This is a genomic window from Patescibacteria group bacterium (assembly GCA_041651155.1).
Classification (GTDB): Bacteria; Patescibacteriota; Patescibacteriia; order CAIXNZ01; family CAIXNZ01; genus JAPLYF01.
Window position 1 is genome coordinate 1 of sequence record JBAZJU010000010.1, and the last position, 19,367, is coordinate 19,367.

The 19,367-nt window shown below is 36.0% G+C and carries 25 protein-coding genes and 1 tRNA gene; all 26 read right to left on the reverse strand.

The features are described from left to right. Nucleotides 1–120: 120 nt before the first annotated feature. Nucleotides 121–723, reverse strand: a complete 603-nt coding sequence (locus WC460_06155; GenBank protein MFA5188919.1) for a class I SAM-dependent methyltransferase — start codon at nucleotides 721–723, stop codon at nucleotides 121–123. 56 nt (nucleotides 724–779) lie between these two features. Beyond that, a tRNA-Glu gene (locus WC460_06160) sits at nucleotides 780–853 on the reverse strand. A gap of 129 nt (nucleotides 854–982) precedes the next feature. Beyond that, nucleotides 983–2,299 (reverse strand): UDP-N-acetylmuramoyl-tripeptide--D-alanyl-D-alanine ligase, encoded by a 1,317-nt coding sequence (gene murF / locus WC460_06165; GenBank protein MFA5188920.1) that lies wholly within the window; start codon nucleotides 2,297–2,299, stop codon nucleotides 983–985. A gap of 175 nt (nucleotides 2,300–2,474) precedes the next feature. Further along, on the reverse strand, nucleotides 2,475–4,238 hold the full coding sequence (locus WC460_06170; protein ID MFA5188921.1) for a penicillin-binding protein 2: 1,764 nt from the start codon (nucleotides 4,236–4,238) through the stop codon (nucleotides 2,475–2,477). A gap of 71 nt (nucleotides 4,239–4,309) precedes the next feature. Beyond that, a complete protein-coding gene (locus WC460_06175) occupies nucleotides 4,310–5,065 on the reverse strand; it encodes a slipin family protein (protein MFA5188922.1) in 756 nt (251 codons plus the stop codon). A gap of 12 nt (nucleotides 5,066–5,077) precedes the next feature. After that, on the reverse strand, nucleotides 5,078–5,410 hold the full coding sequence (locus WC460_06180) for a hypothetical protein (protein MFA5188923.1): 333 nt from the start codon (nucleotides 5,408–5,410) through the stop codon (nucleotides 5,078–5,080). 107 nt (nucleotides 5,411–5,517) lie between these two features. Continuing rightward, the gene (locus tag WC460_06185; protein MFA5188924.1) at nucleotides 5,518–5,847 is read right to left on the reverse strand and encodes a hypothetical protein; all 330 of its coding nucleotides are present in this window, start codon (nucleotides 5,845–5,847) and stop codon (nucleotides 5,518–5,520) included. A gap of 69 nt (nucleotides 5,848–5,916) precedes the next feature. Continuing rightward, nucleotides 5,917–6,462 (reverse strand): epoxyqueuosine reductase QueH, encoded by a 546-nt coding sequence (locus WC460_06190; protein ID MFA5188925.1) that lies wholly within the window; start codon nucleotides 6,460–6,462, stop codon nucleotides 5,917–5,919. 23 nt (nucleotides 6,463–6,485) lie between these two features. Next, nucleotides 6,486–6,824 carry a phage holin family protein gene (locus tag WC460_06195; protein ID MFA5188926.1) on the reverse strand — a complete coding sequence of 113 codons (339 nt, stop codon included), beginning with the start codon at nucleotides 6,822–6,824 and terminating at the stop codon, nucleotides 6,486–6,488. A 96-nt stretch (nucleotides 6,825–6,920) separates the two neighbouring features. Further along, entirely contained in the window at nucleotides 6,921–7,259 is a 339-nt protein-coding gene (locus WC460_06200; GenBank protein MFA5188927.1) for a hypothetical protein, read from the reverse strand. Nucleotides 7,260–7,310: 51 nt separating this feature from the next. Continuing rightward, complete coding sequence (locus WC460_06205; GenBank protein MFA5188928.1) at nucleotides 7,311–8,561, reverse strand: replication-associated recombination protein A; 1,251 nt, start codon at nucleotides 8,559–8,561, stop codon at nucleotides 7,311–7,313. A 217-nt stretch (nucleotides 8,562–8,778) separates the two neighbouring features. Further along, nucleotides 8,779–8,907, reverse strand: a complete 129-nt coding sequence (locus WC460_06210; GenBank protein MFA5188929.1) for a hypothetical protein — start codon at nucleotides 8,905–8,907, stop codon at nucleotides 8,779–8,781. A gap of 236 nt (nucleotides 8,908–9,143) precedes the next feature. Continuing rightward, entirely contained in the window at nucleotides 9,144–10,868 is a 1,725-nt protein-coding gene (polX, locus tag WC460_06215; protein ID MFA5188930.1) for a DNA polymerase/3'-5' exonuclease PolX, read from the reverse strand. A gap of 143 nt (nucleotides 10,869–11,011) precedes the next feature. Further along, nucleotides 11,012–11,272 carry a hypothetical protein gene (locus tag WC460_06220; GenBank protein ID MFA5188931.1) on the reverse strand — a complete coding sequence of 87 codons (261 nt, stop codon included), beginning with the start codon at nucleotides 11,270–11,272 and terminating at the stop codon, nucleotides 11,012–11,014. Between the two features lie 330 nt (nucleotides 11,273–11,602). After that, nucleotides 11,603–11,794, reverse strand: coding sequence for a hypothetical protein (locus WC460_06225; GenBank protein MFA5188932.1), 192 nt, complete (start codon nucleotides 11,792–11,794; stop codon nucleotides 11,603–11,605). 139 nt (nucleotides 11,795–11,933) lie between these two features. Further along, nucleotides 11,934–12,170 (reverse strand): hypothetical protein, encoded by a 237-nt coding sequence (locus tag WC460_06230; protein MFA5188933.1) that lies wholly within the window; start codon nucleotides 12,168–12,170, stop codon nucleotides 11,934–11,936. Nucleotides 12,171–12,279: 109 nt separating this feature from the next. Next, nucleotides 12,280–12,522: a glutaredoxin domain-containing protein gene (locus WC460_06235; protein MFA5188934.1), complete on the reverse strand. Its 243-nt coding sequence runs from the start codon at nucleotides 12,520–12,522 to the stop codon at nucleotides 12,280–12,282. A gap of 110 nt (nucleotides 12,523–12,632) precedes the next feature. Further along, a complete protein-coding gene (locus WC460_06240; GenBank protein MFA5188935.1) occupies nucleotides 12,633–13,163 on the reverse strand; it encodes a flavodoxin in 531 nt (176 codons plus the stop codon). Between the two features lie 16 nt (nucleotides 13,164–13,179). Continuing rightward, the gene (locus WC460_06245; GenBank protein MFA5188936.1) at nucleotides 13,180–13,440 is read right to left on the reverse strand and encodes a hypothetical protein; all 261 of its coding nucleotides are present in this window, start codon (nucleotides 13,438–13,440) and stop codon (nucleotides 13,180–13,182) included. Nucleotides 13,441–13,454: 14 nt separating this feature from the next. Next, the gene (locus WC460_06250; protein MFA5188937.1) at nucleotides 13,455–13,901 is read right to left on the reverse strand and encodes a hypothetical protein; all 447 of its coding nucleotides are present in this window, start codon (nucleotides 13,899–13,901) and stop codon (nucleotides 13,455–13,457) included. A 25-nt stretch (nucleotides 13,902–13,926) separates the two neighbouring features. Further along, nucleotides 13,927–15,507, reverse strand: a complete 1,581-nt coding sequence (locus tag WC460_06255; protein MFA5188938.1) for a hypothetical protein — start codon at nucleotides 15,505–15,507, stop codon at nucleotides 13,927–13,929. 256 nt (nucleotides 15,508–15,763) lie between these two features. Further along, the gene (locus tag WC460_06260) at nucleotides 15,764–17,113 is read right to left on the reverse strand and encodes a hypothetical protein (GenBank protein MFA5188939.1); all 1,350 of its coding nucleotides are present in this window, start codon (nucleotides 17,111–17,113) and stop codon (nucleotides 15,764–15,766) included. Nucleotides 17,114–17,123: 10 nt separating this feature from the next. Then, entirely contained in the window at nucleotides 17,124–17,387 is a 264-nt protein-coding gene (locus WC460_06265; GenBank protein MFA5188940.1) for a hypothetical protein, read from the reverse strand. Nucleotides 17,388–17,400: 13 nt separating this feature from the next. Beyond that, nucleotides 17,401–18,141, reverse strand: coding sequence for a DNA repair protein RadC (radC, locus tag WC460_06270; protein ID MFA5188941.1), 741 nt, complete (start codon nucleotides 18,139–18,141; stop codon nucleotides 17,401–17,403). 158 nt (nucleotides 18,142–18,299) lie between these two features. After that, complete coding sequence (locus WC460_06275) at nucleotides 18,300–18,767, reverse strand: NUDIX domain-containing protein (GenBank protein ID MFA5188942.1); 468 nt, start codon at nucleotides 18,765–18,767, stop codon at nucleotides 18,300–18,302. Then, nucleotides 18,764–19,354, reverse strand: a complete 591-nt coding sequence (locus tag WC460_06280; protein MFA5188943.1) for an HD domain-containing protein — start codon at nucleotides 19,352–19,354, stop codon at nucleotides 18,764–18,766. Before WC460_06280 ends, WC460_06275 begins: the two co-directional genes overlap by 4 nt. Nucleotides 19,355–19,367: the final 13 nt, after the last annotated feature.

A 19,367-nucleotide genomic window follows, 5' to 3' on the forward strand; every position in this document is an offset into this window, starting at 1 on the left:
CCTGGCAACAAGACGATTTCTCGTGCTTTAAATTCATACACGAGAATTATCCCTTAAAATCACCAGAAACCCCAACAAATCAAGCGAAATATTACATATTTTTCAACAGAATTAATTCAATCATCCCTCATATGGAAATTCAAAATCAGCTGCTTTATTAATACTTGAGCCAATCACTTCAAATCCATGTATAGTGAGAATTTCTATCATCTCTTCCTTGGTATACAAGTGGATGTAAATTGTTTTTTCCGGCAAGAATGGCTCTCGCGATTCAATTTCACCTGAGCCGCCTTGAATTACGAGACCCAAAATACCATGAGGACGCAAATATGATTTAATATTTTCAATTGTTTGTTCAAGATATATTTGTTCAAAATGGAATAAGGAATATCCAGCCCACACAGCATCCATCATCTCACTGGGCTTAAAAACCCGCATGTCCGCCACTAAAAACGTCAGCTTTGGATAATTTTTTTTAGCGATATCAATCATGCTTGTAGATAAGTCTATACCCTGGGATTTCATTCCTTTTTGGATAAAATAGTCTGTTGAAAAACCAGTCCCACAGCCTAGATCAAGAATATTTGAGCCTAATTTTAGATGGGACAAAAAAATATTATCAAATTTTAAATCATCCTCAGATTCAATCTGATCAAATTTTGCTGCATAATCTTTCGCAATAAGATTGTAGATATCTATAGCGTTTTTGTTCTTGTTATCCATAACATATACATATTATGTCCGTTCGAGTCACTCGGGTCTCTCGAACGGTTTCTTCTTGGTACCGCCACGGGGAATTGAACCCCGGTTACCAGGATGAGAACCTGGCGTCCTACCACTAGACGATGACGGCAGAAAATAAAACCAAAATTCAAATAATAAAAGACAAAAAAAATCTCAAATTTCAAACACTAAATATAAAACTTTTGTTATTAAAAATTTTAATTTTAAATTTATTTTGTTATTTGTTTTTTGTTATTTGTCATTTGTTCAGCCATTCCCCTGTCTGCCTGACTAAAAGCTCTTTGGCTTTTTGCGGTTCAGCCATAATTTCTTTGACAATATTTTCCATTCTTGTACCTTGCGAACCTTTGACTAAAATTAAATCACCTGGCTGGATTAAATTTTGCACAAAAATTCCAGCCTTAACTGAATCAGTAAAACTTACTACCTGAGATTCACGCAAGCCTGCTTCTTTGGCAGCAATTGCTGTTTCTTCTGATTCTTTACCAACCGTGACCAATGTTTCAATTCCTGCTTCAGCGACTTTAAATCCAATCTCCCGATGCGCCGCAGCAGATCTTTCGCCTAATTCCAGCATATCGCCCAAAACTGCAATTTTTCTTCTGCCTTCTGGCAGGTCAATTATTTTCATGACTTCCAAAGCGGCTTTGGCTGCGTGCGGCGAGGAATTATAAGTATCATCAATAATTAAAGTATATTTTATGCCCGCAATTAAATTCATCCTGCCTTTAGGCGGCCGATATTGGCGCAAACTTTCAGATATGTCAACTAAATTCATTTTATAAGCCAGACCAGCCGCAATCGCAGCCAAAGCCGCATAGACCTGCTGTTTGCCAAAGGAATGAGGCAAAAAAACCGGCACGGTTGAGCCGCTATAAGCCACTTTAAAACTAGTGCCCCAGATTTTGCATTCCCATTGATATTGGGTTTCACAAAAATCCTGTTCCAGCCCGCTAAATAATAATTCACCTGCTTTGATATCTGCAATCTCATTAAATCCATAAGATAAAACTCTGGATTTTAATTTATCCTTGATGCTCATGACATTTTCATCATCAGCATTGATAATTGCAATTTCTTCCTTATTTAAAGCCGTCACAATTTTTTCTTTTTCTTTTAAAACTCCTTTTAAGTCTTTGAAAGCATGCAAATGGGTTTCTGCCACAGCTGTAAATACTCCAATTTTAGGATGAGCCAAATTTATCAGGTATTCAATATCTCCCAGTTTATCAGCGCCCATTTCTAAAACTAATATCTGAGGGTAATTTGGATCCTTATAAATTAAGAGTTTAAAAATTTTATAAAAAACCTTTGACCATTTCCAAATAGAACGTCCGCCAGTTTCAGCGCCAATAATAGTCAGTGGCAAGCCAAGTTCATTATTATAACTTTTAATGTTTTGCCTGACGTTATAAGCAACAGACAAAACTGTATAAATAGCTTCTTTGGCCGAAGTTTTACCCACACTGCCTGTAATACCTATGATTTCCGGCTGGTATTTTTTTATAATTTTTTTGGCGAAAAATGCTAAAATTTCTTGTAATAATTTAATCATAGTTTTATATATAATTCCGAATTCCGAAAGCTGAATTATAAAATTGTTAAAATAATTTCGGCATTCGGCCGTCGCCGACTGAAGTCGGCTATGGCCGACGAAGGTCGACATTCAGGATTAAAAATCGTATTCCTTAAAACTTATCATAAAATAAGCCAGAAGCAAAATCATTGCCTCAAAGCTTATCCGGCACCACATGATAATAATCCAAAATAAACTTTGATAAGCGGGAAAAAAGAGGCGCTGTTGTAGTAGCGGCATAAGTTCCCTTCTTCGGATTTTCAAATTTAATGATCATCACAAAGGCCGGATCCTTAATCGGCGCAAAACCAATGAATGAATGGTTTGTGCGGTTAGAATAGGCTCCGCCTTCGGCAATCTGGGCAGTGCCGGTTTTGCCTGCAATATAGTAACCGGGCACTTTAGCCATTGTACCCTCGCCTTTTTCCACGACATTAACCAGCATGCCTGTAAGTAAAGTAGCGGTCTTGGAACTAATAACCTGTTTTGGCGCTGGCTGTTCTGTTTTGATAATTGTCCCATCAAATTTTTTGATTTCCTGCACAATATAAGGACTGACCATTTTCCCGCCATTGGCAATCGCACTGTAAGCCTGGACCATTTGCAAAGACGTGGCCGTGATACCCTGTCCAAATGAAGCCGTGGCAGTAAAAATTTCACCCTTCTTATTCAATGAATCTATATTGCCGGCTGCTTCTGATTTTAATTGAATCCCTGTTTTTTCACCAAAACCAAATTTTTCCACATAACTTTTAAAATCTTTTCTGTCCATTTGCCTGACCACAAAAATCGTACCAGTATTTAACGAGTGCTGTAAAACTTCAGACATCGTATTTTTGCCATGAGCTAAATGATCATAATTTCTAATGGTAAAATCATCAATTTTTTCAAAACCTTCGTCAATATAAGTTGTGTCTGGCGTAATTACACCCAGATCCAAACCAGCAGCCATGGTAATGGCTTTAAAAATTGAGCCGGGTTCATACGCTTCATAAACAGCTCTATTATTGTAGGCGCTTGCATCCTCAACCTTGCCATAATCATTGGGATCAAAATCAGGATATGAACACATAGCAATGATTGCGCCTGTCTTAGGATTCATCACAATAGCTGAACCGCTGTCTGCGCCAATTACCTTGGCATGTTCATCAAGCTGGGAACAAACCTCAAATTGCACTGTTTTATCCAAGGTTAAAACAATATCTGAACCGTCAACTGCTCTGACAAACTTTTGTTCAGCCACGGAAATTAAACTGCCTGAAATATCTTTTTCTGACTGAATCTCTCCCTGGGCGCCTGCTAGCTCTTTATCAAAATAACCTTCAATGCCATACTGACCCTTTTTTTCATTATTCTGGTCAAAGCCGACAAAACCAGTGACATTGGCGCCAATATTTTTTTCTGGATAATACCGATAGGTTTCTTTAGAAAGTTTTATGCCGGCAAGATTTAAATTTTTGATTGTTTCGGCCAGACTATCATCAACTTTATGCTTCAGCGGTTCATAAACATCATCTGGCTTGCTTAATTTTGCGGCCAAATCTTCCTCTTTCAGCTCTAAAAGCGGCGCTAAAATCTTGGCTGCTTCCTGCGGCGATTTAGTTAAATATTTTGGCTGGGCATAGACCAAGTTATAATCTTTATTTAAAGCCAGAGGATAAAAACTCTCCTGGTTGGTCAAGGCGGATAATTCTTTGTCTTCCAGATAGATAGACCCTCTGTCAGGAAATAGCTTTTGATATATATCGTGCTGGTCAGACGCTAAGGCAGCATAAAAATCAAATTTTAACACCTGGAAATCAAACAATTTCCCTATGATTATAAGACCCAGGGCAAAAATTAGGTAAACCAGAAATTTTATTCTAATTTCAAAACTCTTGCCTTGAGCATATTTATTTTTTGGTTTAAATAAAGTCATCTCCTATAATTTTATCAGAAATTAACAAAATAAAAAACAGGGCACAAGACCCTGTTTTTTATGGTCTATATTTATTTTTCAATCTCTTTATTTTTAAAACTTTCAAATGCCCTTAAAACTTCCAATGGAATAGCAAAAACCACGGTATTTGAATCGTCAGAAGAAATGTCATTGATGGAATTTAAGGTTCTCAAATGCAAAGCGCCTGGACTTTTGGATAAGATCTGGCCTGCTTTGGCTAGATTTTCAGCCGCGATTACCTCGCCTTCTGAATTAATAATTACTGCCCGCTTTTCACGTTCAGCTTCTGCCTGCTTGGCCATTGTTCTCTTCATAGTTTCTGGCAAAACAATATCTTTCAAGTCAACGGAATCAACGCTAATGCCCCATTGTTCAGTAATGCCATCAACAATGCTTTTAATTTTCTGTGAGACCTGTTCTCTTTGAGATAATAATTCATCCAAGGTAACTTCACCGACCACATTTCTCATTGTGGTCTGAGCTAATTGGGAAACAGCATAATAAAAATTTTCCACTTCAATCACTGCTTTATTAGCCGCCACCACCCGATAATAAATGACTGCATTGATCTGGCAGGAAACATTATCTTTGGTAATTGCTTCCTGGTTTGGCACATCAACTGCTTTCAAGCGCATATCGACTTTTTTCATCATTTGAAAAATCGGAATAATCAAGCGCCAGCCCGGATTACACGTGCTAGCGTATCTGCCCATCGTGAATTTTACCCCCCGTTCATACTGATTGACCTGTCGTAAAAAACTCAAAATTACAATTACCAGAGCAATCAAAAGCCATAGATAAGCCATAATTTTATATAATTATTTAATAAGCAAGACCAATAATATTATAATGACAAAACCCAAAAATAAAGTCAAAAGCGTAGTTAGCAGGCACATAATTGCCTCTGAAAATCTTTTTTGCATAGCCAAATAAAGCGGATAGCCTAAAACTAAAAATCCAGAAACAGCAGCGCTAAAAACAAATAGGAGCAGAAAAAAGAAAAAACCAAATAAAGCCGGGGGCGTGGGCAAAAAATTTTCCAAATTGGAAAAAAGCAACGCCACTAAAAGAACATAAATAATTTCAGCCACACCTCCGCCAATCCCATATTTATAAATTACTTTTTTGTCCATTTGTTTAGAGAAAAACATACTTATGAAATTAAAAATTAAAAATGCAAAATGCAAAATTACAATTCAAAATCAAAAATTTTAAATTTTATGCTTTAATTTTGAACTTTAAACTTTAAATTTTAAATTTATCCAAATTGCGCTGTCTCAATTGTCACCCAATTATCTGCTAATTCATCCCATTTATACGCCTTAAGAGTGCGCACTTTTTCTGTTTCTGAAGTAATATAATCAACTTTTGCGCTTGTCCCCATGCGTTTGGAATAATGAGTTTTTTTGCCAATTACCAATGGCTTAATCACGAATTCTAACTTCAGCTTGCCTAAAGACCCATTAAAGATTAATTCTTCTCTGGTGCCTTCGCCTTGTTCTCCAGACAATTCATAAACTTGATTCTCAAGCACTTCAAAATTTTTCTTGGCCATTTCTTTTATTTCTTCCCATTTTTCATCAGTCATAAGTTTAGAATTAAGAATAAAGTATTAAGCATTAAGAAAATCTCACACTTAATACTTAATGCTTACTACTTAGTACTTTTTAGAGAAAACACAGCCACAATAATCCTGTTTATAAAGTCCTAATTTCTTGGCCAGCCAGTCGGAAATCTGCACGCCATTTTTTCTTTTAAAATCCTGATCCCAAAATTTTACTTTATATTTGGCCTCGGCTTTGCGGCCGGCATTCAAAACCTGCAAAGAATTTTTTTGCCGACCCATGGTCAAAGTGGTTGAAAACCAGTCAAAGTCGTTAGCTCTGGCAAATTCAGCCGCATTGTTCAGACGATAAATAAAACACAAATCGCATCTATTTCCCCGTTCAGACTCGCTTTCAAACCCTTTAATGAAATTCAGCCAGTTCTGCGGCTTATATGCTTCTTCAAAATAGGCGATCCTCAAACTTTGGCAAAACTTTTTAATTTCAGATTGCCTTTGCCAATATTCTTCTTCCGGGAAGATATTAGGATTAAAAAAATAAACCATTAAATCAAACTTGTCCAAAAGCTGGTTAATCACATAAATACTGCATGGGGCGCAACAAACATGCAAAAGCAATTTTTCCCTGTCAAATTTCATATCTCAGATCTGAGCATTCAGAATTAACTTTTAAACAGCCAGTTTGTAACCCAAGAAACTAGCCACATTATCAATGCTCCCCAAAAAGCAGCAGTGAAATCAGCGACTGAAAAGCCTTTGACAATCGTGCTGGCAAACCAAAATAAAAAGGCATTGATTATCAAGGTGAATAAGCCCAAAGTCAAAACATTTACTGGCAAGGTCAAAAGAATTAAAATTGGCCTTAATAAGGCATTAACAATACCCAGGATTAAAGCAGCAATCAAAGCGGCGTAAAACCCAGAAACGCTCACGCCAGGCACATAATAGGCAATGCCTAAAATTGCCAAAGCATTGATTAACCAACGTAAAAGGAGGTACATAAGCTTAAATTTAAGATTTAAGATTAAATATTTAACTGTCTAAAGTTTAACAAAAATTGGCAAAAAAATAAAGCGTCTCACAGACGCTTATTATTTTTAAACTCGGATTTTTAATTCATCTTTCAAAAAGAGTATTGCGCTTACTAAGTTATCACTTAAAGTGTTAACTTCCTTTGCTAAACGATTGTCTTTTGATTGCAAAGGTAACGCCATTTTCAATAAGAAAGCAGCGGCTTCCCTGGCAAATAGCTTTTCACCATAGACAATCGTACTGTTTTCTGGTACAAAGCAAGGGATATAATCAGAATCATTTGCGAACTTCAATTTCACTTCATTACCTGGCAGATTAAATTCTCCTTTTTCAGTTTCGATTTTGACCAAAGTTGCAAATCCAGATTCAAATCCCTCAAGCTCAATGCTTATAATTTTTAGCATTATTCACCTCCTTATTTGTTGTCATAAAATTATAACATCTTCTGCTTTGAGTCAAGGTCCCAGATATATCCTGTCTTTTAATTTTTCCGGCAAGTAATCCTGTTTAGCGTCTTCTGGATTATTATAATTTGGGGTATATTTATAATCTTTGCCATAATTCAAATCTTTCATTAATTTTGTGGGCGCATTGCGTAAATGCAATGGCACTGGTTCATTGGGTAAATTTTTAATGTCTGCTTTAACCTGACCTAAGCCAATGTAAAGAGAATTATCTTTTGGCGCCTTTGCCAGATAAGCTACGGCTTGGGCCAAAATAACATCGCATTCTGGATAACCCAAATAATGGCAAGCAGTATAGGTTGAAACCGCCTGAACCAAAGCTTGCGGGTCTGCCAGGCCAATATCTTCTGAGGCAAATCTTATTAAGCGCCTGGCGATATAAAGCGGATCTTCACCTGATTCAATCATTCTACCTAACCAATATAAAGATGCATTGGCATCAGAACCGCGCAGACTTTTATGTAAAGCAGAAATAATATTATAATGCTGTTCTCCGGCTTTGTCATATAAATAACTTTTTTGCAAGGCCTGCTCAATTATTTTTTTGTCCAAGGTTATTAAACCATTTTTATCTGGCTTGATTGAATTAACTGAAAATTCTAAAGCATTTAAGGCTGTCCTGGCATCACCATTGGCCATTTGGGTTAAAAAGTCCAATACCTCATCGCTTAACTGAACACTAAAATTACCCAGGCCTTTTTCTTTATCTGCTAAGGCTCCTGATATTATTTTTTTTAATTCAGACTGTTCCAGCAAATTTAAAACAAAAACCCGGCAACGAGAGAGCAAAGCTGAATTAACTTCAAATGAAGGATTTTCAGTAGTGGCGCCAATTAAAGTCACAATGCCTTTTTCCACATAAGGCAAAAGCGCGTCTTGTTGGGCTTTATTCCAGCGATGAATTTCATCAATAAATAAAATGGTTTTCTGGTCTCTGAATTTTTTCCTTTCAATCGCTGCTTTAATTGTTTCACGCAATTCTTTGACTCCGCTTGTCACAGCTGAAAATGGCACAAAAACTGCCTGGGTTTTTTGGGCAATTATTTTAGCCAAAGTCGTTTTACCAGTCCCTGGCGGACCCCAAAAAAGTATGGAAGGCAGATTATCGTTTTCAATTGCCTGGCGCAATAAAGTTTTAATGCCCACAATATGTTCTTGACCGACAAATTCCTCAAAACTCAAAGGCCGCATCCTGTCAGCCAAGGGTGCATTTGTGTTTAAGTTTTTATCAAATAAATCCATATGGTTACTAATATACGAATATTTTACTAATTATACTAATTGGAATTGGATGAAATATTAGTATCATTAACCTGCCTGCCGGCAGGCAGGTATCGGATTAGTAAATTAGTTTCATTAATAAGTATCCTTATCTTACCAAAAATCCGTAAAAAATAAAAATGACGCGTCGCAATGTGCATTTTATATCACTTCGCAACGCGCCAAAGGGTGTGTGGGCTTAGTCATGTAAATATCCCCAAATCTTGGAGATTATTGCCCGGCCGAATTTAAAGCCACAACCGCAACATCCGGTGGACCATGTCCCGAGATAATAGTTTCCGCACCAGGGGCACTTTCTTTCTACCATGATTGTTCTCCTTTAACTAAATTTTGGAGAAATTCTCCAATTAGACATAACACCATATATTTAAACTTTTGTCAATAGTTAAATTTAATTTAAACTAAAAAAATGGCTAAAATTAGCCACATAGCAGACATAAGAAATAAGTAATATGAAATACGGTAATGGAAAAATTAAAATTTTTTATAAATTACCAATCCCTATTACATATTACCTATTACGTTTTACAAAACTAATTAAATTTAGGATTTAAGCCACTTCATCAACATATCCAGTTCCCAAGAATTAATCACATCTCCTTTTATTGCCCATCCCCTGCGCGCCGTGGCAATCCCATATTTAATTAAATCCATGTGCTCCAAAGCATGAGCATCAGAATCAATGCAAAATTTACAGCCATATGCCAAGGCGTCTTTAATCAAAGTATCTTTCAAATCCAACCGCTCGGGAAAAGAATTAATTTCCAGAGCTACTTTATATTTAGCGCAGGCCTTAAATATTTCTGTCCAATCAACATTATAGGCCTGCCTTTGTCCGATTAAACGTCCTGAGGGATGGCCCAAAATTTTTATGCCGCTTTTAATGCCAGCGATTATTCTCTTGGTCATTATTGCCTCATCCTGATTAAAAGCAGAATGCACAGAGCCAATACTATAATCTAGTTTTTTTATAGTGGCTGAACTTAAATCCAATTTGCCAGAAGCAGTGATATTTATTTCTGCGCCAGCTAGTAATTTTATGTTCTTAAACTTTTTATTTACTTTCTGAATCTCAGCTTTGTGTTTTAAAATTTCTTTGTCTGAAAGCCCTGAAGCTACGCCCAGGCCAACAGTGTGGTCAGAAATGCCCAAATATTTATATTTTTTACTAATGGCTTTTTGCGCTAATTCAGCAATAGTATTTGTGCCATCACTGGTTTTAGTATGGCAATGCAAATCGCCCAGCAAATCATTATAGCTAATTATCTTAGGAAGTTTGTGGGCTAAGGCCATTTCTATTTCTCCCCTATCCTCGCGCAGTTCTGGTTCAATATACTGCATGCCCAAAAATTCATAGAATTTTTTCTCATCAGCAAAATGATATAATTTGCCTTTTTTCTCAATGCCATATTCTGAAAGTTTTAATTTATGTTCAACTGCCCAGGTGCGTAAGCGCACATTGTGCTCTTTGGAACCAGTAAAATGCTGAAGCAATGAGCCATAATCCTGCTCTGGCAAAATCTCCAGATCAATTCTGACATTCTTCTTGTGAGTAATGGAAATCTTAGTATCTCCTTTGGACAAAATATTTTTGATGAAGGATGCTTTGGCAAAATATTCAATCAAATTTTTCGGATGCGGAGTTGCCACTACAATATCAATATCGCCAATTGTTTCTTTCATGCGGCGCAAAGAACCAACTGCATTGCATTTTTTCACTTCTTTAAACTTTTTAATATATGATAAGACTTCATCAGCAATCGGCCCAGCAGTAGTTAAAACCATACGGTTTCTCTCTTTGGTTCTAATGCCGAATTGCTTAATGCCCCTTAAAATGTTCTGTTCTGCCTGTTCTTTAAAATGCGGCAATTTATGGATTTTGCCAGCCATGGCAGCTTTTTGCAATTTTACGATGCTATCAATATGCAATTTTTTATACAAAGCCAAGGCAGTTTTGGGGCCTACGCCAGGCACCTCAGTCAGAACCAACATTTTCTCGGGAAAAGACCTAGTTAAATCCTTATAATATTTCATCTTGCCTGTTTTAATCAGTTCTTCAAGCTTTTCCGCAATGCTAATTCCAACGCCAGGCACTTCTTCCAGAGCTTTAATTCCGCCTTCCTTATAAATGTCCTCAATATCTTTGGTTAAATTGGCAATGACTTCAGCTGCGCGCGAATAAGCAATCACGCGAAATTTGCTTTCGCCTTTGATTTCTAAAATAGTGGAGATATTTGATAATATTTTAGCAATTTCTAGATTAGTCATAAGGTTACTAATATACTAATTCTATAACGAATAATACTAATAGAAAGTATAAATTGAATTATTAGTATCATTAGTACCAATTCGTTAAATTAGTATCCATCTTAATTTTACCATTTTTATGCAAAAGAAAAAACCCCAAACCTCTATGGTTCGGGGCGATTTTTGGGGAATTTTCGCAAATGGACAGTAATGCCTTTCTGTTCCAGCTTAGACAAAGTTCTGGGCGGTTTCTTACACATTGAAACCACAGCTGCTTCACTTGCTAATTTGGAAACAATGGCTCCGCCTGGATAGAGTTCTGCTTGCCACAAATTTAGCTGGCCTTCCTCATAATAAAGGTGCCATTTACTATCCCCGTTTCTGTAATAACAATAAAACAATTCCTCTTTTTCAACCTTTTTCATTGTACTCCCCTCCGATTTTTGTTTGGTTAAAGAACTATATTAAAAAAATCCAGCCTCTTTTTGGAAGGCTGGATTTATATTACTGGTTGAATTCAATTTAACAAATACTAAAGCCTTCCATTTGAGCTGGAATAATAATGCTAATAATAATGGCTAAATTTTGGAAAGCTTTATTCATATATTTTAATTTAACAAACGCTTACTTTAATGTCAAATGTTATTTAACCTAGAAAGCTGAAAAGCAATAGAGCCATAAAGCCGTTAGTTTGGGAGGTCTTTTAAAAAATTCCGCACCTTAAGATTAAGATGCGGAATGTATTGTTTATGCTTTTAATGATTTTCCCACCATTGCAATTGTTTAAGTTTTTTCCTTGAAGTTTCTATGTTTTCCTCCGCTTTTTCCCAGAGGACACACAGTTGCTTTACCGTCTTGATTTCTTTCTTCTTAATCTTTGGGTTTTTTTCATTTTTCTTTAGCCACTTCTTTAAATCCGATAACTTAGAGTATTTTTGCTTTCCCATCCTTACTTACCCTCCTTTCGTGCTTATTTGAATTGAAAATAGCAAATTCTCCATGCAAAGTCAAAATTATTCAAACAAATAGAAGCCATCCCTCCAAAAAAAATTCTGCACCCTAAAGCGCAGAATTAATGATTGGGGATTATTGCGCAATTGCACAAAAGGAAAAAATATCAGGATCTAATTCTTCTTCCTCTGCGGAAGACCAGAACTCATCAAAATCTGATTCTAATATTATTGGATTTTCCTCCTCCTCCATTAAGGTAAGCATTGCCCGAGCTGCCTCTATATATTTTAGTTCAACAGCTGGGTTTTTTTCGTTTTCTTCTATCCACTTTTTTAACTCTGCAATCTTCCTGACCAATTCTTGCCTTTCCATCTCCAGCAAACCTCCTTTCAGGCTCTTTTGATTCAAAAATATATTTTTCCAAGGAAAAATCAAATGACCAAAATTCCTATTTAAGACACTACAAAATACTGAGCAACACTTAAAGTCCGAGTTCCTTATCAATCGCCTCTTTGTCAAAACCCACTATAATTTTGCCTTCAATATCCAAAACCGGCACGCCCATCTGGCCTGACTTATCTATCATTTCCTGGGCCTTGGCAGAATCTGTGGCTACGTCAAAATCAGTAAAGACAATTTTTTTCTCATTCAGATAATCTTTTGTCTGGTGGCAAAAGGGACAGGTTGGAGTTGAGTAAATTAAAACCTTTTTTTGATTAGGCATAGATTTTATAATGAATGACTTAAACACTGATTTTTATCACAGATTACACAGATAAAAATTTCCAAGAAATCTGCGTAATCAGCCCTAAAAGGGTCCCTTTGGGATGATTTTTAATCTGTGGTTTTGACAGCAAATTTTTTCAGCCAGTCGCGAACCTGTAAACGAATCGCCTCTTTATTCAAATTAACTTTATTAAAAAATTTCTCATCTATAATTTCAGCGCCCTTGGCTAATAAACGTAAATTATTAAAAACCTGGCCAGCGCCCATGCCATCCTGAGTACAGAACAAGACTAATTTTTTATTAGTTAAATAACTCTGGGCTAAAAAAGTCCTGATTGCAGGCGGTACATTCGCAGCCCAATTTGGCGTGCCTAAAAAAATTAAGTCATATTGAGCCAGGTCAAGCTTGAAATCTTCTAATCTGGTCCTGTTTTTCATAATAGCATCAAATCCTGCCCAGAAATACCCCCATGCCCCTTGGCGCGACTTTTTGTCTACCAGAGGCCTCAAATCCGAACCTAAGACAGTGGCAATTTCTTCTGCTACAAATTGGGTATTGCCAGAGCGCGTATAAAAAATTACGATTGAGCGTCCGCCAAAGGCGAATCCCGCTTCGCGGGACATATCATCTTTTTCCATATTGTAATAATTAAAATTATTTTCTCCCCCGAAATTTTTTGGGCAAAATAAGCAAAGCTTGATCAAATATTTTCTTGATGTGTCCGATTTTCAAAGCTGTTAAAAAAGCCAGGAAAGAAATAATAAAGAAGGCCAGAATAAAAATATATTGCAGGATTAAAGGATAAAACAAGATGGCTGCTGCCAAAATAAAAAAGGCCAGCCCCATGCTAATCATATACCAAATAATCGCCTGTAATTTATGATTTATTAATTCTAAAATTTCTCTGGTGATCATAATTTTTATTTTTATTATTTAGCGAATAAATCAAGCTGATCTTCCTCAGCCTTGGTTTTCTTCTTTGCCCTTTCTTTCGGAGGCAAGGGAGTTAAGCGTCGCAAACCTCTGCCTTTGCCGGCTGCAATTTTTGCAGCTTGCATTTCATTTACCCAGGCTCCTGTTTTTATAATATTCTCCTGCTTTTTAGTAAAAATTTTCCCAGTATTTCTTTTTGCATCTTTTGCTTTAATCATTTCTATAATCTCATCCGGTAGTTCACGGACTATTGATCTGACTATTTCCTTACGTGCATCCGAATCTAAATCCTCCGGCAAGACTTCATTGGCCGCCCGGATAAATAAAGGATTTTCACCCATATTTCTAATTTTATCTTCAATTTGCTCTCGCCATTTGTCAATTTCCTCGGGACTTATATCCTCAATTTTTCTCTTTTTTATTCTTTTAACTTCATAGTTCATATCTCGTAATTCCTAATTCAAAAAATTATTCAATATCCTCTTTTTTTTCTTTAAAAAATGCCAGCCATTCTTCAATGGACTGCAAAATTATTTTTAAAGGCGCTTCAAACAAAAAATCAAAAATAAAAACAAAGATATTGATGCGTGAGAAATTAAATGACAGCCAGCGTCCCATGCGGATAAAAGGCAAAGTCAAAAAGTCAAAAAGTTCGCCAATAATATTTTCCCGTTTTCTCAAAACCACCAACTCCCGGGCTGAATTTCTGATGCGGACGCCGAAAAAGCTGACAATGCTCAAAAAAGCCAAAAATAAAAGTATGCTTAAAACGCTGAAATTAATGCTTTTCAAAAACCAGACAACCAGCACAAATGGAATTAAAAAAGTAATCAAATAAACCAAGTTAAATACGCCACGCGTAAACCAATGGCGCTTTTTTGGCTCGCGTATGTACTTAACTTCCGGTTCTTTGTTGCTCAAAATATCCTCAATGCCGGATACCATGGCCATTGTATTTTTTTCACTTGGTGTCCGGATAGTCGTGGCAATAATAATCATTAGTAAGGGCGGGAAAGAGATATTCACCCCGATTGCAATCCAGCTAAAAGTTTTTAAAAGATAATAGTCAAAAGGGATTTCTAAAATTAAAGCCAAAAGCATCTTGGTAAAAAAAACATAGATAATCGCCCGCCAGATCTGAGTTTTTAATCTTCTTTTTGTTTCGCTGTATTTAGCCTGGCAGACTTCCCTGATTTTATTGTCTAAAAGGCCAGGCTCATTTATATATTCCCTGGCTTTGTTTAAATCTTCATAAATTACTTCACGCAGAATAATCATCATAGTGGCATACCGTCTGCAAAAATTTAGGAGGCGAAAAGCCATTTTGTGATCAATCTGCTTATCTATTTCCTCTTTAATTGCGAAAACCTGGTCAATAAATTTTGACAAAAAAACAGTGTAATCATTTTTCCATTCAGGATACCAGAGTTTCAGGATAATAAATTCCAGCATGGGCTTGTCAGATTTAATCAGACTGCGGTTAACCGCAATGAAAATCTGCAAATTCTTTTCTTCTTCACTCATAGTTTCGCTGACAATTTCCAACCGCTCTTTCATTTCATCATACATAAAACGGACAAAAATCTTTTCTTTATTCGCCGGCACAATTGTTTCCTCAATCTCGCAGGCAGCGATATTTAAAACCCAATCATACAAATCCAAAGAAGCTTTCAGGCCCTTTTGTTCGCTTATGCCTGAATAAAGCAAATCGTATTTTTCAATCACCTGTGCTACTTCAATGATTTTCGTTTCAGGGATTTTATTATTTTCCAAATAACGGGCGGAAATCAATTCTTTGATCACATGTTCGCTCATTTTATAATAATCACTGCCCTCAATAAATCTTCGCTTCAAAATCCTAAAAATAGCACTTTTACGCAATAAGTGATCCTCTTTATAGTCAACTATAGTTCTGAGCTTTTCATACATGAAAGCAATTGCGCTGGTCATAATATTGACCCGAATCAATTCTTCGCCTTCACGTACAATAATCTGATCTTTGGCATTTGCGCTTGTCAAACCTTCAAGTAAATTGGCTAATTTCTGCATACACTACGAATTACGAATTTTATACGAATATACAAATTATTATGCATGAATGTCAATGCATATCTTAAAAATACAAATTTTAACAATTTTATTATAAGCTAATTATAGCAAATTTATTTAAAATTTAAAAGATCCTGGTTTTCTCAATCCTAAACAAACTTTAATTTAAAAAACCAGAGTAAAAACCCGGTTTTCTAAAAAAATATTAAATAATCTAAAATTATTCGTAAATTTGCAGTGTATTCGTAGATTCGCATTAATATTGCAAAAACATTCTCTTAATCTTCACTTCTTCATATTTATGAGCTACTACTTTGGCAATATTATAAGTACCGAATTTAGGAGCTTCCAAAAAGCCTTCCATGGCTGCTTCAGCAAACCAGCCGGAATCCAGCCAATCATAAAGCCACTGGTCAGTGTATCTGACTTCTTCCTGATCAGTGCCAGAACCGATTGTCTGCAGCCACTTGCGGTTAAAATCTTCCTGCGAGCCAATGGGCGGGGTCATAATTAATGGCAGGCCTAATGCTGTATAAAAAGAAAGTTCACTTGGCTTGGTCCACAGAATATCAGTGCTGCGCAAAACATGATTAAATTTTTTAAAATAAATTTCTTTATTGGGCGCAAAAGTACAAATAATATTTTTATCCCAATATTTGCCCAAGCCTAAATCATACACACTGTTTTTAAAATAATTATGGACTTCGTTGCGAATACCTGCAATTAAATTTATTCTGATCTGATTTTTCATGATTCTGCGCTTCAGACTTTTTACAATTTCTACGCCAATCTCTTTTTGCGCGCCTGCGCCACCGACTGCAAAAGTAATGGTTAGAGGATGATGTTTGCAGGGAAAACAAACCTTGCCCAGCTGGTCCTTGATTGTTTCAGTGTAGGCTTTAATATATCTTTTTTGCGGATCTAGATTATACAAGCGATGTCCCAGGTCTTGTTTCAAAACATGCAAATCTGCTCCGCCTAAATTTTCAGTGGGCAAGGGAAAGCCTGTCAAAAATATTTTCTCGGGTCTTACGCCATAAAGCTTTAATCGCTGTTCAACCCGATTGTTAGGCGCAAAATAATTTATTCTGCTTTGGGCTGGACTTAAAGATGCCCAGGTGCGGCTGATGTCGGTATCAGTGGCCAAGCAATAAATTTCCTGGCTAAAATTATAATATTCAGCCATAAAAGCTATGACAAAAAAAGTCGTGACCAAAGGCATGGGTTTTTCTTCCAGCTTACTGATCAAATGTTTGCCCCAATTATCCCTTTCTATAAAATGCATAAAATATTTCAGCTGATTATTGGGGCGGGATAAATCCCGTTTAGGATAAAATTTCGGAATTGTCTGAAATCTATCAAACCAATCCCAAACCAGACCTCCGATTAAAGGTGTTTTTTTAAATTTGGACAGCCATTCATAAAATTCCCGGCTTTCATTCCAGATTTTTTTATCTCTTTCTGGTATGCCGAGATAATTATTAGCATTAATAACCTTGCCTTTATACGCCATCACGCGCAAAGGCTCTGCTGCCCGCTGGTGCCCATAGCCCATATCAACTGCCACCACCCAGGCCTTTTTATGATTTAGCTTCTTTTTTACCATAAAAAAATTTTCAAAATTTATATGCCTTCAGAATATTATGGTTTGTTGTCAGATTTTCCAGCATAAAAAACAATTCCTTTTCTTCAGCTTCGGTCAATGGCCTTTTTAAGGAAAAAAGTTCTGTTACCCTATAATTAAAAATTTTAAAAGCCTTTGCCTGATAGCTGGCCAGCGCTTTTTTCTTTAAACTTGCATCTTCAAGGATAGAAATTTCCAATTGGGAATTAAAGCTGCTAATAATGCGGTTGTGGAAAGTAATTTGATAATTACGCATGATTTTAAAAAAATTAATCATTTTTAAAAGGTATGCTGGCAAAGCCTTTTTCCGCCACTATAATATGATCCAAAAAATCAAGGCCTAAAATTTTCGCTGCCTCATAAATTTGCTGGGTAATCTCTATATCTTCCTCAGACGGAGTTGGATCGCCGGACGGATGATTGTGGGCCAGAATAAACGCAACTGCAGAATATTCTATGGCCGGCCTTAAAACTTCGCGAGGATGGATTATATTGGCCGTTAATGTGCCCATGGAAATTACTTCGTCATGGATTAATCTATTGCGGCTATCCAGATATAAACCCCGCAAATATTCCTTTTTATAAAATTTTAAATCGTTTAAATAAACGATAACTTCTTGTGAATTTCTTAAAATAGGCAGGCTGCCCCTGTCTTTTTCAAAAAATCTGCGGCCCAATTCAAAACAAGACACAATTTGGCAGGCTTTAATTAGAGGAATTTTTAATTCTTCATGCAGCTTCTTTGGATCTTTTTGATTTAGCAAAGCCGTAGTGCCGTATTCCTGGCAAATCCTTTCGCTCAAAGCCAAAACACCTTCTTTTTTTGACCCGGTATTAAGCAAAATCGCCAAAAGCTCAGAAACATTTAAAACCCCCGGCCCAAACTTAAGCAACTTTTCCCTGGGCTTATCTTCAATCGGCAAATCAGCAATTTTTAAAATATACTTATGGCCTTTGCCAAAAAAAAGATTATTAGTCCTGATTTTATATTGTTGCAGGCAGTTTATCATGGCTGTTTTTAATTTAGATTTTATGATTTAAGTGTTGTTTTATCTTAATTGGACTAGAATTATTTTTTCTTTATGGTTAATCTACTTTCACAAAAATACAAATCTTTTCATACCCTGTTTGTAGACGATCATCCTTATTATACCAAAAATTCCCCCTTTTAAAAATTATTTTCCGTGAAATACATTTTTAGCGCATCTAAATTTGCCGACTTAAAATACTTTTTTAAATTAACTTTATTTAAATTTAACCAGGCAAAACCTTCGTGCTCAAAACTTATTTTTATTTTACCCGCTAAATATTTTGCTTCAAAACACAAATAAAAAACCCTGACTATCCTTTTTTTATTATTAATTATTACTTTCGTTGAAGAACTTAAATGACGCCCCAAAGCCACGGGCTTAAGATTTAATTTATACTTAACATTACCAATTTCCTCTTTTACTTCCCTAGCAATTATCTTAGCAAAAGGCATAAGAAATTCATTAGTATCAATTCTTCCGCCTGGCAAATCATAATAGTTTTCATATCTCCCGCCTTTAACTCCTTTTAAACCCAAAATCTGCCCCTTATTGTTTTTCATAATGAGTTTGAGCGAAATTTGATAAAAATCTTTTTCTGGTTTCATGATTTAAATAATTCTTTCTTCCTTTTTGCTAATTCCATTCTTGCGATTTTCCTAGCTGATTGCGAATAAAAAAAATTATGTTCATTTATTTTTACCTTCAGCCTCTTATATATTGCCAAAAAAGGGAAATTTTTTCTTCTCATATCTGCTTTAATTCCCAATATAGAATAACGCCATAATTTATCGGCATCCCTCATTATTCCTTCTTCTTTAGATATAAAATTTTGCCTTGTATCGTGTTGGGAAATTATTTCAAGAATAGGCTTAACAAATTTTGGCGGATATTTTGCTTTAGCCAATATTTTTCTGGCCATTTTCACACCTTCTTCCTGATGTTTAATTCGCACAACATATTCTTTTTTAACTGTATTTTTTGGAGAAAAGGGCAAAAAACGATTTTCCTTTGATAATCTGCCCCAACCAATGTCATGCAATATTGCCGCCGGCACGACAATATTTTCATTTGCCTGCTCAAGTTTACACAATTTAATTGAAAAATTGGAGACAGTTTTTGCATGGCCTTTGTCATCTCGCTTATCCTGATTTGGCAGAGCCATCTCCCAAATTTTTCTAAATTTCAATTTCATAAATTTAAATTCA

Coding starts and splice junctions, on each gene's coding strand:
- WC460_06155 (MFA5188919.1), bottom strand. CDS start 723: ATGGATAACAAGAACAAAAACGCTATAGATATCTACAATCTTATTGCG.
- murF (MFA5188920.1), bottom strand. CDS start 2,299: ATGATTAAATTATTACAAGAAATTTTAGCATTTTTCGCCAAAAAAATT.
- WC460_06170 (MFA5188921.1), bottom strand. CDS start 4,238: ATGACTTTATTTAAACCAAAAAATAAATATGCTCAAGGCAAGAGTTTT.
- WC460_06175 (MFA5188922.1), bottom strand. CDS start 5,065: ATGGCTTATCTATGGCTTTTGATTGCTCTGGTAATTGTAATTTTGAGT.
- WC460_06180 (MFA5188923.1), bottom strand. CDS start 5,410: ATGTTTTTCTCTAAACAAATGGACAAAAAAGTAATTTATAAATATGGG.
- WC460_06185 (MFA5188924.1), bottom strand. CDS start 5,847: ATGACTGATGAAAAATGGGAAGAAATAAAAGAAATGGCCAAGAAAAAT.
- WC460_06190 (MFA5188925.1), bottom strand. CDS start 6,462: ATGAAATTTGACAGGGAAAAATTGCTTTTGCATGTTTGTTGCGCCCCA.
- WC460_06195 (MFA5188926.1), bottom strand. CDS start 6,824: ATGTACCTCCTTTTACGTTGGTTAATCAATGCTTTGGCAATTTTAGGC.
- WC460_06200 (MFA5188927.1), bottom strand. CDS start 7,259: ATGCTAAAAATTATAAGCATTGAGCTTGAGGGATTTGAATCTGGATTT.
- WC460_06205 (MFA5188928.1), bottom strand. CDS start 8,561: ATGGATTTATTTGATAAAAACTTAAACACAAATGCACCCTTGGCTGAC.
- WC460_06210 (MFA5188929.1), bottom strand. CDS start 8,907: ATGGTAGAAAGAAAGTGCCCCTGGTGCGGAAACTATTATCTCGGGACA.
- polX (MFA5188930.1), bottom strand. CDS start 10,868: ATGACTAATCTAGAAATTGCTAAAATATTATCAAATATCTCCACTATT.
- WC460_06220 (MFA5188931.1), bottom strand. CDS start 11,272: ATGAAAAAGGTTGAAAAAGAGGAATTGTTTTATTGTTATTACAGAAAC.
- WC460_06225 (MFA5188932.1), bottom strand. CDS start 11,794: ATGGGAAAGCAAAAATACTCTAAGTTATCGGATTTAAAGAAGTGGCTA.
- WC460_06230 (MFA5188933.1), bottom strand. CDS start 12,170: ATGGAAAGGCAAGAATTGGTCAGGAAGATTGCAGAGTTAAAAAAGTGG.
- WC460_06235 (MFA5188934.1), bottom strand. CDS start 12,522: ATGCCTAATCAAAAAAAGGTTTTAATTTACTCAACTCCAACCTGTCCC.
- WC460_06240 (MFA5188935.1), bottom strand. CDS start 13,163: ATGGAAAAAGATGATATGTCCCGCGAAGCGGGATTCGCCTTTGGCGGA.
- WC460_06245 (MFA5188936.1), bottom strand. CDS start 13,440: ATGATCACCAGAGAAATTTTAGAATTAATAAATCATAAATTACAGGCG.
- WC460_06250 (MFA5188937.1), bottom strand. CDS start 13,901: ATGAACTATGAAGTTAAAAGAATAAAAAAGAGAAAAATTGAGGATATA.
- WC460_06255 (MFA5188938.1), bottom strand. CDS start 15,507: ATGCAGAAATTAGCCAATTTACTTGAAGGTTTGACAAGCGCAAATGCC.
- WC460_06260 (MFA5188939.1), bottom strand. CDS start 17,113: ATGGTAAAAAAGAAGCTAAATCATAAAAAGGCCTGGGTGGTGGCAGTT.
- WC460_06265 (MFA5188940.1), bottom strand. CDS start 17,387: ATGCGTAATTATCAAATTACTTTCCACAACCGCATTATTAGCAGCTTT.
- radC (MFA5188941.1), bottom strand. CDS start 18,141: ATGATAAACTGCCTGCAACAATATAAAATCAGGACTAATAATCTTTTT.
- WC460_06275 (MFA5188942.1), bottom strand. CDS start 18,767: ATGAAACCAGAAAAAGATTTTTATCAAATTTCGCTCAAACTCATTATG.
- WC460_06280 (MFA5188943.1), bottom strand. CDS start 19,354: ATGAAATTGAAATTTAGAAAAATTTGGGAGATGGCTCTGCCAAATCAG.